This is a genomic window from Bradyrhizobium ivorense (assembly GCF_900696085.1).
Lineage (GTDB): Bacteria > Pseudomonadota > Alphaproteobacteria > Rhizobiales > Xanthobacteraceae > Bradyrhizobium > Bradyrhizobium ivorense.
In genome coordinates this window covers 682100-694228 of sequence record NZ_CAADFC020000028.1, presented here as the reverse complement: position 1 = coordinate 694228, position 12129 = coordinate 682100, and the positions used below count along the sequence as shown (strand labels likewise).

Annotated in this window: 12 protein-coding genes; 8 read left to right on the top strand and 4 right to left on the bottom strand. The window is 67.4% G+C overall.

Annotated features, from left to right (window positions below; genetic code table 11):
- Positions 1 to 52 precede the first annotated feature (52 nt).
- The 4 genes from CI41S_RS34380 to lpxK are packed head-to-tail and all read left to right on the top strand — an operon-like array spanning position 53 to position 3329.
- The gene (locus CI41S_RS34380; protein WP_139863438.1) at positions 53 to 301 is read left to right on the top strand and encodes a DUF4170 domain-containing protein; all 249 of its coding nucleotides are present in this window, start codon (positions 53 to 55) and stop codon (positions 299 to 301) included.
- Positions 298 to 1011, top strand: a complete 714-nt coding sequence (locus CI41S_RS34375) for a lysophospholipid acyltransferase family protein (protein ID WP_139480976.1) — start codon at positions 298 to 300, stop codon at positions 1009 to 1011. Before CI41S_RS34380 ends, CI41S_RS34375 begins: the two co-directional genes overlap by 4 nt.
- Positions 974 to 2308: a 3-deoxy-D-manno-octulosonic acid transferase gene (locus tag CI41S_RS34370; protein ID WP_139863437.1), complete on the top strand. Its 1335-nt coding sequence runs from the start codon at positions 974 to 976 to the stop codon at positions 2306 to 2308. Before CI41S_RS34375 ends, CI41S_RS34370 begins: the two co-directional genes overlap by 38 nt.
- Positions 2301 to 3329, top strand: coding sequence for a tetraacyldisaccharide 4'-kinase (gene lpxK / locus CI41S_RS34365; RefSeq protein WP_139863436.1), 1029 nt, complete (start codon positions 2301 to 2303; stop codon positions 3327 to 3329). The genes CI41S_RS34370 and lpxK overlap by 8 nt, the downstream gene beginning before the upstream one ends.
- On the opposite strand, the gene CI41S_RS34360 is transcribed toward lpxK, so the two are convergent.
- Positions 3326 to 3553 carry a DUF2093 domain-containing protein gene (locus CI41S_RS34360; RefSeq protein WP_139480993.1) on the bottom strand — a complete coding sequence of 76 codons (228 nt, stop codon included), beginning with the start codon at positions 3551 to 3553 and terminating at the stop codon, positions 3326 to 3328. The genes lpxK and CI41S_RS34360 overlap by 4 nt on opposite strands.
- A gap of 207 nt (positions 3554 to 3760) precedes the next feature.
- Here CI41S_RS34360 and CI41S_RS34355 point away from each other — a divergent pair, with 207 nt between their 5' ends.
- Positions 3761 to 4576, top strand: a complete 816-nt coding sequence (locus CI41S_RS34355; protein ID WP_430650056.1) for a dienelactone hydrolase family protein — start codon at positions 3761 to 3763, stop codon at positions 4574 to 4576.
- Here CI41S_RS34355 and xseA read toward each other — a convergent pair.
- Positions 4573 to 6180: an exodeoxyribonuclease VII large subunit gene (xseA, locus tag CI41S_RS34350; RefSeq protein ID WP_139863434.1), complete on the bottom strand. Its 1608-nt coding sequence runs from the start codon at positions 6178 to 6180 to the stop codon at positions 4573 to 4575. The two genes, CI41S_RS34355 and xseA, sit on opposite strands and share 4 nt — an antisense overlap.
- A gap of 163 nt (positions 6181 to 6343) precedes the next feature.
- Here xseA and purD point away from each other — a divergent pair, with 163 nt between their 5' ends.
- Both purD and CI41S_RS34340 read left to right on the top strand, forming a co-directional pair.
- Positions 6344 to 7621, top strand: a complete 1278-nt coding sequence (gene purD / locus CI41S_RS34345; protein WP_139863433.1) for a phosphoribosylamine--glycine ligase — start codon at positions 6344 to 6346, stop codon at positions 7619 to 7621.
- Between the two features lie 46 nt (positions 7622 to 7667).
- A complete protein-coding gene (locus tag CI41S_RS34340; protein WP_139863432.1) occupies positions 7668 to 8993 on the top strand; it encodes an adenylate/guanylate cyclase domain-containing protein in 1326 nt (441 codons plus the stop codon).
- Positions 8994 to 9126: 133 nt separating this feature from the next.
- Here CI41S_RS34340 and CI41S_RS34335 read toward each other — a convergent pair whose 3' ends face one another.
- Positions 9127 to 10359 carry an acyl-CoA dehydrogenase family protein gene (locus tag CI41S_RS34335; protein ID WP_139480969.1) on the bottom strand — a complete coding sequence of 411 codons (1233 nt, stop codon included), beginning with the start codon at positions 10357 to 10359 and terminating at the stop codon, positions 9127 to 9129.
- Positions 10360 to 10473: 114 nt separating this feature from the next.
- On the opposite strand from CI41S_RS34335, the gene CI41S_RS34330 reads away from it, so the two are divergent.
- Positions 10474 to 11379 carry an alpha/beta fold hydrolase gene (locus CI41S_RS34330; RefSeq protein ID WP_139863431.1) on the top strand — a complete coding sequence of 302 codons (906 nt, stop codon included), beginning with the start codon at positions 10474 to 10476 and terminating at the stop codon, positions 11377 to 11379.
- Between the two features lie 189 nt (positions 11380 to 11568).
- Here the strand turns inward: CI41S_RS34330 and CI41S_RS34325 are convergent, their stop codons facing one another.
- Entirely contained in the window at positions 11569 to 12027 is a 459-nt protein-coding gene (locus tag CI41S_RS34325) for a nucleoside deaminase (RefSeq protein WP_139480992.1), read from the bottom strand.
- Positions 12028 to 12129: the final 102 nt, after the last annotated feature.

The window sequence follows — 12129 nt, the reverse complement described above, 5'->3', positions numbered from 1 at the left end:
TGAAGATTATCACCCAACTTGCTTGCCGGGCATACCGCTAGGAACAGCCATCATGTCAGACAATGCCCAGCCGCAACTGCTTCACCTCGTCATCGGCGGCGAGTTGACCGATCTCGAGCACAACACCTTCAAGAACCTGGACGAGGTCGACATCGTCGGCGTGTTCCCGAACTATGCGACCGCCCATGCGGCCTGGAAGGCGAAGGCGCAGCAGACCGTCGACAACGCCCAGATGCGCTATTTCGTCGTTCACCTCCACCGGTTGCTCGATCCCGAGCAGGACGCAAAGCCCTCCCATTGAAACGTTTTTTTCGCGATTTGCTGCGCAGCGCCGTCGTACAGCGCGCGTTGGGAGTGCTTGCGGCCGAGTATCTGCGGCTGGTCTGGCTCACCAACCGCTTCAGCTACGAGCCGACTGACGTCTATCAGATGGTCGAGCCATGGATGCCGGCGATCTTCGTGTTCTGGCACGGCCAGCACTTCATGACGCCGTTCATCAAGACCAAGGACAGCTACCGCGCCAAGGTGCTGATCTCGCGCCACCGCGATGGCGAGTTCAATGCGATTGCGGTCGAGCGGCTCGGCATCGGCACCATCCGTGGTTCCGGCGACCATTCCGGCGCGTTCCAGCGCAAGGGCGGCGTCGGCGCCTTCATGGAGATGGTGCGGTCGCTGCAGGACGGCTGCAATATCGCGACCACGGCCGATGTGCCGAAGCGGGCGCGGGTGGCGGGGCTTGGGCCGATCATGCTGGCGCGGGAAACCGGCCGGCCGATCATTCCGTTCGCGATGGTCACCAGCCGGTTCATTCGGTTGAAAAACTGGGATTCCACCACCATCAATTTGCCATTCGGGCGCGGCGCAGTGGTAGGTATTGAACCGGTCTACGTACCGCCGGATGCCGACGCCGACACGATGGAAAAGCTCCGGCAACAAGTGGAGTATCTTCTGAACGAATCGACCCGGCGCGCCTATGAGGTGGTCGGGCGGCCGGAGGCAGCGCTTGGCTAGCTCGCTCCCGATGACGTTGCGTGTTTACCGCAAGCTGTCGTCCGCGATGGTGCCGCTCGCGCCTGCCCTGATCAAGCGCCGGCTCAAGCTCGGCAAGGAAGACCCCGAGCGCGTCGGCGAGCGGCGCGGCATGAGCGACGATGTCCGGCCGCACGGACCGCTGGTGTGGATTCACGGCGCGAGCGTCGGCGAGGTGCTGGCGGGGGCCGGGCTGATCGAGCGGTTGCGCGCGCTCAATTTGCGCATCCTGCTGACCTCGGGCACGGTGACCTCGGCGGCGATCGTGGCCAAGCGTTTCCCGCCCGACGTGATCCACCAATACGTGCCGTATGACTCGCCGCGCTATGTCGCGCGCTTCCTCGACCACTGGCGTCCGTCGCTGGCGCTGTTCATCGAGTCGGATCTGTGGCCCAACCTGATTCTGTCGAGCGCCGCGCGGCGGCTGCCGATGGTCCTGATCAACGGGCGGATGTCGCAGCGCTCGTTCCCGCGCTGGCAGCGGCTGTCCCACACCATTGGCACGCTGCTCGGACAGTTCGACATCTGCCTCGCGCAGTCGCAGATCGACGCCGAACGCTTTGCCGCGCTCGGCAGCCACAACGTCATCGTTACCGGCAACCTCAAGCTCGACGTCGCGGCGCCGCCGGCCGATCCGGCCAAGCTGGAGCGGCTGATGTCGGTGACGCGCGGCCGTCCGATCGTGGTCGCGGCCTCCACCCATCCGGGCGAGGAGGAGATCGTGATCGAGGCGCACAAGTCGCTCGCCGGATTCTTCCCCGGGCTGCTGACCGTGATCGTGCCGCGCCATGCCGATCGCGGCGAGGCGGTCGCGCGGCTGGTGACCGACGCCGGCCTGCATCCCGGCCTGCGCTCGCACGAGGACCTGCCGGTTGCGACCACCGATATCTACGTCGCCGACACCATGGGCGAACTCGGCCTGTTCTACCGGCTGGCGCCGATCGTGTTCATGGGCGGCTCGCTGGTCGCGCACGGCGGCCAGAACCCGATCGAGGCGATCAAGCTCGGCGCCGCCATCGTGCACGGGCCGCACGTCTTCAATTTCACCGAGGTCTATGACGCGCTCGATCGCGGCGGCGGCGCCCGGCGTGCCGATGACCGGGAGGCGCTGGTCAAGCAGCTCGGCCGGTTCCTCGCCGATCCCGCCGCGCGGGACGCCTCGCTCGTGGCCTCCGAGCGCGTCGTCGAACAGCTCGGCGGCGCGCTCGAGCGCACGCTGACCTCTCTCGAGCCCTATCTGTTGCAGCTGCGGCTCGAGATGGGAGCCGCCAATGCGTGAGCCGGCCTTCTGGCACCGGCCCGCGTCTTGGACCTCGCATCTGTTGACCCCGCTTGCCGCGCTATACGGCACGATCGCCGCGCGGCGCATGCAGCGCCCCGGCACCGCCGCAGATGTTCCGGTGTTTTGCATCGGCAATTACCATGTCGGTGGCGCCGGCAAGACGCCGACCGTGCTGGCGCTGGCAAAGCTGTTGCGCGAGCTCGATGAGCGGCCGGTGGTGCTGAGCCGCGGCTATGGCGGCGCGCTACACGGCCCGCTGAAAGTCGATCCGGCCAGCCACATCGCGGCCGACGTCGGCGACGAGCCGCTGATGATGGCGGCGGCATTGCCGGTCGTGGTGTCGCGCGATCGCGCCGCTGGGCTGCCGCTCGCCTCCGCGCAGGACGCCAGCGTGATCCTGATGGACGACGGCTTCCAGAATCCGAGCGTGGTCAAAGATGCGTCGCTCATCGTGATCGACGCTGCGCGCGGCATAGGCAATGGCCGCGTCATTCCGGCAGGCCCGCTGCGTGCGCCGCTGCCGCCGCAACTGTCGCGGACCGACGCGCTGATCGTGGTCGGCGAGGGTCGCGCGGCGCAGGCCATCGCCGCCGAGATCGGCTCCCGCGGCAAGCCGTTGCTGTCGGCGCATCTGAAGCCGGATGACGCTTCGCTCGCCGTGCTCCGCGGCAAGCGCGTGCTGGCCTTCGCCGGCATCGGCGATCCGGCGCGCTTCTTCAACACGCTGCGCTCAAGCGGCGTCGACGTCGTGCGCAACAAAGCGTTCGCCGATCACCATGCCTTCACCAAGGGCGAGATCGATGCGCTGGTTGCCGAAGCCCGGCGCGATGGCCTGACCCTGGTGACGACGGAAAAGGATTTGGCGCGGTTGCGCGGCGCCGGCGGCCTGCCGGCCTGGGCGCAGGCGATCGTGCCGTTCGCGGTGACGCTGCAATTCGAGGATGCCGACGCGCTGCGGCGCCTGGTGACGGATCAGTTGTTCAAGGCAAGGGAGAGGAGGGCGCGCAGGTCAACCTAGCCTTGCGGCTTGAGCACGCCGGGGTGGTGCCGCTGCAGCACGGCGGTCGGCGTGGCATAGGCCTCCTGCAGGTCGACGCTCCAGTACTTCAGCTCGTCGAGCGGAATCCGGACATCTGATATCGCGCAGCGCACATAGGTGCCCGGCGAGATCACGCGGAAGTCGCCGTCGAGATACTGCACCTGCGCTTCGCCATGGCCCGAGGGACCGAACTTGTTCAGCACGATTGAGCTCTCCGCCTTGCCCCGGACGAGGCTGAATGGATGTTCATGAAGCCGTCTATCACAGATAGGGAGGCATGTCCGCCCATTAAACCACCGAGTTGTGATGATTTGGCGGCAGCCGCGCATGGTAGCTTTGCGCGCATGGTTCGCTGTGTTTCCCGCGCCATAACGCGCCGGCCGGATCGGATGCGCCTCGGATCAGTCCTGATGCTCCTGGCGATGCTTGCCGTGCCGGCCGCGGCCGCGACGTCGCTGCCGGCGCCGCGCCAGGTCGAGATCCCCGAAGGCAGCGTCACGCTGCATGCGGAGCTCTATCGGCCCGACGGCGACGGACCATTCCCGACCGTGATCGCGCTGCATGATTGCAGCGGCCTTGCCGGCCGTTCCGAACAGGTCGCGCCGCGCTATCGCGACTGGGCCGAGCAGCTGCTGACCACCGGGCATGCGGTGCTGCTGCCGGACAGCTACGGCGCGCGCGAGCTTGGGCCGCAGTGCCGCATCAGCAAGGAACATCAGGTCCAGATCCGGCGCCAGCGCATCGCCGATATCAGCGCGGCGCGGCAGTGGCTGGTGCAGCAGAAATGGGTGGCGAAGAGCCGCATCAGCCTGGTCGGCTGGGGCAACGGCGCCGCCGCGCTGCTCTGGGCGGTGCGGCCGCAAATGTGGTCGCGCAACAGCGAGCCGGATTTCCGCTCGGCGGTCGCGTTCTATCCGGATTGCCGTGCCTCGTCCGGCCTCGGCTGGAGCACGCGGGTGCCGACCCTGGTGCTGATCGGCGCGCGCGACGACGTGGCGTTGCCTGCTGCCTGCCGCCAGATGGTGGACGGCGCGCGCGGCCGCAGCGCGCTGGCGCGGATCGTGGTCTATCCCGACGCCTATCACGATTTCGACCGCGCCAACCTGCCGCTGCACGCGATCGCCGCCTCGGCCGATGCGGCGACGCCGGAACGCGGCCATGTCGGCACCGATGCCGATGCCCGCAAGGACGCGCAAAAGCGCGTCGCGGATTGGCTAGCGCGCTAAAACAAGCTGCCCTGATCGACCGGCTTGACGACGCGCTTCGGCGCCGCGGGCTTCTCGCGCGGTGCTTGCGGCTTGCGCGGGCTCGCCGGGGGCCGGTCGGCATCGGTGGTGACCGCGACCCGGCCGTCGGCGAACTCGATCGAGAGGCTGGCGCTCGGGCCGATATCGGCGGCGGCATGGACCGAGTGGCCGCGCTCGTCGCGCACCAGCGCAAAGCCGCGCTCCAGCACGCCGCGATAGGACAGCGCCGCCAGCAACTGCCCGCGATGGGTGACGCGCGCCTCCAGCCGCTGCAGCGTGGTGAGGAGGGCGCGGCGGGCGCGCTCGGCGAGGCGGTGAGTGCGCTCCAGGTCGCGCGCGATCGCGTTGCGCTGCGCCTTGGCGTTGGCGAGCCGGGAGGCCTGCAGCCGGATCTCGAGCCCGGCAAAGCGCTCGCGGCGGCGGTGCAGCAGCGCCCGCGCCGACAGCGTGATGCGTTCGCCGGAGACGGTGAGCCGCTGCCGCGCATGGGCGACCTGGCCGCGCAGCACGCCGATGGTGAGCCGCGCGCTGCTGGCGGCGAAGCGGCGGAAATGCGCGTGGGTGTTGGCCTTCAGCCCGCGCGGCAGGGCAGACGCGAGATAGTCGAGCCGCTGCCGCGGGATCGCCAGCAATTCGCTCGCCGCCGGCAGCGCGCGCGCCGCGGCGCGCAGTTCGTTGCGGCGGGCCTCCTGGCCGCGCTGCCAGCACACCATGGTGCGGCGGGCGAGCGCCGCCACCTCGACGAACAGCTCGCTGCGCACCGGCACCGCCATTTCGGCGGCCGCCGTCGGGGTCGGCGCGCGCTTGTCGGCGGCAAAATCGATCAGCGTGATGTCGGTCTCGTGGCCGACCGCCGAGATCAGCGGGATGTGGCTGTCGGCGGCGGCGCGGACCACGATCTCCTCGTTGAACGACCAGAGGTCCTCCAGCGAGCCGCCGCCGCGCGCGACGATCAGCAACTCGGGCCGCGGAATCCGGCCGCCCTCCGGCAGCGCATTGAAGCCGCGGATCGCGGCGGCGACCTGCTCGGCCGAGCCGTCGCCTTGCACCTTGACCGGCCACACCAGCACGCGGCGGGGAAAGCGGTCCTCCAGCCGATGCAGGATGTCGCGGATCACGGCACCCGTCGGCGACGTCACGACGCCGATCACCTCGGGCAGCCAGGGCAACAACTGCTTGCGCGCCTCGTCGAACAGGCCCTCGGCGGCGAGCTTCTTCTTGCGCTCCTCCATCAGCGCCATCAGCGCGCCGACGCCGGCCGGCTCCAGCGAATCGATGACGATCTGGTACTTCGAGGAGTTCGGGTAGGTGGTCAGCTTGCCGGTGGCGATGACCTCGAGCCCTTCCTGCGGCTTGAAGCGCATCCGGGCATGGGCGAACTTCCAGATCACCGCCTCGATCTTGGCGCTTTCGTCCTTCAGCGCGAAATAGCAGTGGCCGGACGAGTGGGGCCCGCGGAAACCGGAGATTTCGCCGCGGACGCGGACATGGCCAAAGCGGTCCTCCACCGTCCGCTTCAGGGCGGAGGAGAGTTCCGAGACGGTGAATTCGGGCGCGTTGACGAGATTCGGAGCAGCAGTCATCTGAACTATAGAATCGGGGTTTTTGCCACCATGTGCAAGGTCCACCCGGCCCAATTCGGGCATCGCCTCACATATCCACATATCGGCCGAGCGCTCGATTGCGGCGCCCCTCGGCCGTGCTAAACCATCGCAAAATGGCCTCTCAAACCCTCGATCGGCTTCGATGAACATTCTCCTGCTCGGTTCCGGCGGCCGCGAACACGCGCTGGCGTGGAAGATCGCAGCCTCCCCGCTGGTAACAAAGCTCTGGTGCGCGCCGGGCAATGCCGGGATCGCGCGCGAGGCGGAGTGCGTCGCGCTCGATGTCGCCGACCACGCCGCGGTGATCGAATTCTGCAAGCGCAATGCGGTCGATCTGGTCGTGGTCGGGCCGGAGACGCCGCTGGCGGCCGGCATCGTCGACGACCTCGCCGCCGCCGGCATCAAGGCGTTCGGGCCCGGCAAGCAGGCCGCGCGGCTCGAGGGCTCCAAGGGCTTCACCAAGGATCTCTGCAGCGAGTGCAACATTCCGACCGGCGCCTATCGCCGCTTCGACAATGCCGGGAATGCGCTGGCCTATGTGAAGGCGCAGGGCGCGCCGATCGTGGTCAAGGCCGACGGGCTCGCCGCCGGCAAGGGCGTCGTGGTGGCGCAGACGCTGGCCGAGGCGGAAGCCGCGATCGCGATGATGTTCGAGGGCGGCTTCGGCGCGGCCGGGGCCGAGGTGGTGATCGAGGAATTCCTCTCCGGCCGCGAGATCAGCTTCTTCGCGCTGTGCGACGGCGACACCGCGATTCCGCTGGCGACCGCGCAGGACCACAAGCGGGTGTTCGATCACGACCAGGGCCCGAACACCGGCGGCATGGGCGCCTATTCGCCGACACCGTTCGTGACGCCTGAAATCCACGACCAGATCATGGCGCGGATCATCCTGCCGACGGTCGCCGGAATGAAGCGCCGCGGCACGCCGTTCAAGGGCGTGCTCTATGCCGGCGTGATGCTGACCGCGCAGGGCCCGAAGCTGTTCGAATACAATGTCCGCTTCGGCGATCCCGAGTGCCAGGTGCTGATGCTGCGGATGATGTCGGACATCGTGCCGGCGCTGCTCGCCGCCTGCGACGGCCAGCTGAAGAACTTTGACCTGCGCTGGTATCCGGAGCCGGCGCTGACCGTGGTGATGGCGGCTAAGGGCTATCCCGGCGACTACGCCAAGGGCACCCGGATCGACGGGCTCGATGACGCCGCCAAGGTCGAGGGCGTCGAGATTTTTCACGCCGGCACGGCGGCGAAAGACGGCGCGATCCTTGCCAATGGCGGCCGCGTGCTGAACGTCTGCGCGATGGGCAAGACCGTGACTGAGGCGCGCGACCGCGCCTATCAGGCGATCGATCGCATCAACTGGCCGGACGGTTTCTGTCGCCGCGACATCGCCTGGCAGGCCGTGGAAGCGGAGCGGGGTTGATCCGATGAACTCCAGCGGCGACAATGGTGCGCCCCGGAGTCTCTCGATGACCGACTTCAAACTGCCCGAGACGCGCTACGCGCAGAGCGGCGACGCCAGCATTGCCTACCAGGTGATGGGCAACGGGCCGGTCGACATCATTCTGGTCCCCGGCCTGTTCTCGCATATCGAATACATGCACGAGCTGCCGGGTTACACCGCCGTGCTGCGCCGCCTGTCGCGCTTTGCCCGCGTCGTCGCCTTCGACAAGCGCGGGCAGGGATTGTCGGACCGCATCAGCGGCGCGCCGACGCTCGAACAGCGCATGGACGACGTCCGCGCCATCATGGATGCCATCGGCTCGCAGCGCGCGGCCCTGTTCGGCTTCTCCGAGGGCTGCCCGATGAGCGTGCTGTTTGCCGCGACCTATCCGGCGCGGGTCTCGCATCTCGTGCTGCTCGGCAGCTTTGCGCGCTCGAAGGACCGCTCGTCCGAACAGGAGTGGCGCGCGCGCTGCGACGAGATCGTGCAGAACTGGGGCGCCGGCGACACCATCAAGTCGGTGGCGCCGAGCCAGGCCGCGAACACTGAAGCGATCGCCCAGATCGCGAAGTTCGAGCGGCTGTCGAGCAGTCCGGGCGCAATCCGCACCCTGCTGACCCTCAACCGCGAGATCGACGTCACGACGATCCTGCCGATGCTGCAGGTGCCGACCCTGGTCCTGCATCGCACCGGCGATGGCCGCGTTCCCATCGCGCTTGGCCGCACTGTCGCGGATCTCATCCCCGGCGCCAAATGGCAGGAATATCCCGGCCGCGATCACTACTACTGGGTCGGCGAGAACGAGACGATGCTGGGCGATATCGAGGAGTTCGTCACCGGTCATCGCGACGATGCGCAGGGCGAACTCGAGCGCGTGCTCGCGACCGTGCTGTTCACCGATATCGTCGATTCCACCCGCAACGCCGCCGCGATGGGCGATCAGCGCTGGCGGCGGCTGCTCGATGATCACGACGAGCTCGCCCAGCAGATGGTCGACCGGCATCGCGGCCATCTGGTGAAAAGCACCGGCGACGGCATTTTGGCGACCTTCGACGGTCCCGGCCGCGCTGTGCGCTGTGCGCTGGCGTTCGGCTCCGCCGCGCAGCAGATCGGCCTGCCGGTGCGCGCCGGCCTGCACACCGGCGAGATCGAGGTGCGGGGAACTGACATCGGCGGCATTGCCGTGCATGCTGCGGCGCGCGTGATGTCGCGCTGCGGCTCCAACGAGGTGCTGGTGTCGCGGGTGGTGACCGACCTGGTCGCCGGCGCCGGCCTGAAATTCGCCGAGCGCGGCGCGTTTGAACTGAAGGGCCTGCCGGGCAAGTGGGAACTGTTCGCGGCGAGCGGCTAGTAAGTGCTATCCGTCATTCCGGGGCGGCGCAACGCGCCGAACCCGGAATCTCGAGATGAGATGCGACCGTGCCCGCCCGATCGAGATTCCGGATCGACGCGCGATGCGCGTCGTCCGGAATGACGGAGAGGGGCTACAGCAAATCCCCGCCCGCCGCACTCGCCGTGGTGCCGTGCTCGCGGAACGCCTTGATGACGTTCTTGCCGATCTTCCACTTGTGCACCTCGTCGGGCCCGTCGACCAGCCGCTGCGAGCGCACCTGGGTGTACCATTTCGCCAGCGGCGTATCCTGGCTGAAGCCGAGCGCGCCGTGCAGCTGGATCGCGGTGTCGATCACCTTGTGCACCATGTGGGCGTGGAAGATCTTTGCGATCGAGTTCTCCTGGCGGATGTCGAGGCCCTTCTCGGCCTTGTAGGCGATGTGCAGCAGCATCAGGCGGCCGATATAGAGCTCGCTGGCGCAGTCCGCGAGCATGAACTGCACCGCCTGGCGGTCGGCCAGCAGCTGGCCGAAGGTCGAGCGTTTTGTCACGTGGGCGACCGCCATGTCGAGCGCGCGCTGCGCCTTGGCGACGTTGTGCATGCCGTGGCGCAGCCGGCCGTAGGCGAGGCGGTGCTGGCCCATGTTGAAGCCGTTGCCCTCGCCGCCGAGCAGATTGTCGGCCGGCACCTTCAGATCCCTGATCTCGATCTCGGAGTGGCCGCCATGGATCACGTCGTCATGCGGTCCCTCGATCGCCATGTTGGCGACGTTGCGCTTGATCTTGTAGCCGGGGTTCGGCAGCTCGACGATGAAGGTCGAATACTGCTTGTGGCGCGGCGCGTTCGGGTCGGTCTTGGCCATCACCAGCGCGAGATCGGCGACGCTCGCCGACGACGAGAACCATTTCTCGCCGTTGAGGATGTAGTTCTCGTTGCCGTCCTTCACCGCCGTGGTCTGCATGCCGGTGGCGTCGGCGCCGGCGGCCTTTTCGGTCATCGAGAAGCAGATCCGCTTCTCGCCGTTCAGCAGGGGTTTAAGGAACTTCTCCTTCTGGTACTCGGTGCCGTGCGCGAGGATCGTCATCATCGAGGCGTCATCCGGCCCCTGCGTGTTCAGCGCCAGCGCGCCGAGCATGCTCTCGCCGAGCTCCATCTGCACCAGCGCGTTGGCGAGCGGGCCGAGCCCCATGCCGCCATATTCCTTCGGCACGAACGGACACCACAGCCCCTGCGCGCGGGCCTTCTTCCGCAAGGGGCCGAGCACCTCGGGCAGCGGCTTGGTATCCAGTTCCTTCTCGGCGGGAATGCACTCGTCGTGGACGAATTTGCGGACTTTTTCGCGGATCGCCTTGGCCTCGGCCGGAATCTCGAAATCGATCGACATGGCACTTCCTCGTTTCATGTTGTTGTTGGCAGGACTTGAGGATGGCATAAACCTCGCCCAAGCCTGCGGCAACGCCGAACAAAGTTTGAAGCAGGGGCAGGGAAGGAGCCATCGATGCCTGATCTCGCCGATCTTTTTCCCGGCTATGCGTCGGAATGGATCAACACCGCGCAGGGCCGCATCTTCGCCCGCGTCGGCGGCAAGGGCCCGCCGCTATTGCTGCTGCACGGCTTCTCGTCGACGCATGTGATGTGGCACACCGTGGCGCCGAAGCTCGACGACGCCTTCACGCTGATCATCCCCGATCTGCCCGGCTACGGCTGGTCCGACATGCCGCGCAGCGATGCGAACCACACGCCCTACACCAAGCGCGCCTGGGCGAAGACCATGGTCGAGGCGATGGAGCAGCTCGGCCATGTCCATTTCGCGCTCGCCGGCCATGACCGCGGCGGCCGCGTCTCGTACCGGCTGGCGCTCGATCATCCCGGCCGGCTGTCGAAGCTCGCGGTGCTCGATATCGCGCCGACCTATGACTACTGGCAGAAGCTGAACCGGCTGTCGGCGCTGAAAATCTATCACTGGGCATTCCTGGCACAGCCCGCGCCGCTGCCGGAGACGCTGATCTCCGCGCAGGGCGAATTCTTCCTAAGAGAGAAGATGGCGAGCCAGACCAAGAGCGGGACGCTGGAGGCCATCGATCCGCGCGCGCTGGACCATTATCTCGCGCCGTTCCGCGATCCCGCCCGCATCCACGCGATGTGCGAGGACTACCGCGCCGGCGCCTATGCCGACTACGAGATCGACAAGGCCGACGTCGACGCCGGCAACAAGATCACGATCCCGATGCTCGCGCTGTGGGGCGATGCCGGTGTCGCCAGCGCCGCGACCACGCCGCTCGATACCTGGAAGAAATGGGCCACCAACGTCAGCGGCGCACCGGTGGATTCCGGGCACTTCCTCCCAGAGGAAGCGCCGGATGCGACGGCGAAATTGCTGCGGGAGTTTTTCCTGGCGGGGTGACTCGGCTCTCGTACCGTCATCCTGAGGTGCGAGCCTCTTCGGCGAGCCTCGAAGGATGAATCGGCCCGGCTCGTGGCCGTCGACCCTTCGAGGGCCGCTGAAGAAGCGGCCACCTCAGGGTGACGGGGATAGACTTATTACGCAGCGAGGCTTTTCCCGGATATCGCTGCGCTTCATCCGGGCCCGGCCTCACCGCCGCTCCCTGAAAAATTCGCGCAGCAGCCGCGCGGCCTCGGTCTCGCCCACCGCGCCGTAGATCTCCGGCACGTGGTGGCAGGTCGGCTGTGCGAAAAACCGCACGCCGGATTCCACCGCGCCGCCCTTGGGGTCGGCGGCGCCGTAATAGAGCCGGCGGATGCGGGCAAAGGAGATCGCGCCGGCGCACATGGTGCAGGGCTCAAGGGTGACGTAGAGGTCGCAATCGACCAGCCGTTCGGTGCCGATGGCGTCGGCGGCCTGCCGGATCGCGAGGATTTCCGCATGCGCCGTCGGGTCGCGGTCGGTCAGGGTGCGGTTGCTGGCCGTGGCGATCACCTCGTAACCCCGCACAATCACGCATCCGATCGGAACTTCGCCCGATTTTCCGGCATTTTCGGCGGTTTTCAGCGCCAAATCCATGAAAGAAGGGGCTGACATGCCTCGTATCATCCCAAGAAACCTGCTACTAGCGTCGCCTTCAGCACAAGTGGATGCCGGTTTTGTGCCAGCGCGCCTCGCATGGCGCGCGGATCGCCGGTTGCCCTGCACCCT